Here is a 317-nt window from a genome sequence, read left to right as displayed (position 1 = left end):
GTTCATCATCGGTGGGTGATCTTTGCGATCATTATCGCGGTCCTAATCACCGTGCTCGGACTCTGGCCAATAGTCTTTTACTTTGGTGCTGGATTATTAATGTTGTATCTTGCTATTGAAGGAATCGGCTGGCTGATCACATGGCTTAGTGGAGAAGACCTAACCAATCCGAATAACCGGCACGCTCCGGACGAGCATCACGACGACTCGGTGTCCGATACGCTGTGGGATATCGAAACTCTGCACGCAATGCACCACCACGATGACAGCTATGCCCATTACCATGATTACCTCAACGATGATGATCATAACGATGG

General features: G+C 48.9%; 1 protein-coding gene. It reads left to right on the top strand.

Going from position 1 to position 317, the window contains the following annotated elements; translation table 11 throughout:
• The coding region (locus QOS10_RS09585) for a hypothetical protein (RefSeq protein ID WP_283595213.1) at positions 1 to 317 on the top strand (317 nt) is incomplete at both ends.

The sequence above is a fragment of the Limosilactobacillus galli genome (assembly GCF_947381495.1).
Classification (GTDB): Bacteria; Bacillota; Bacilli; order Lactobacillales; family Lactobacillaceae; genus Limosilactobacillus; species Limosilactobacillus galli.
The sequence above is the reverse complement of the archived record's forward strand: the minus strand, read 5'-3'. Positions and strand labels throughout refer to the sequence as shown.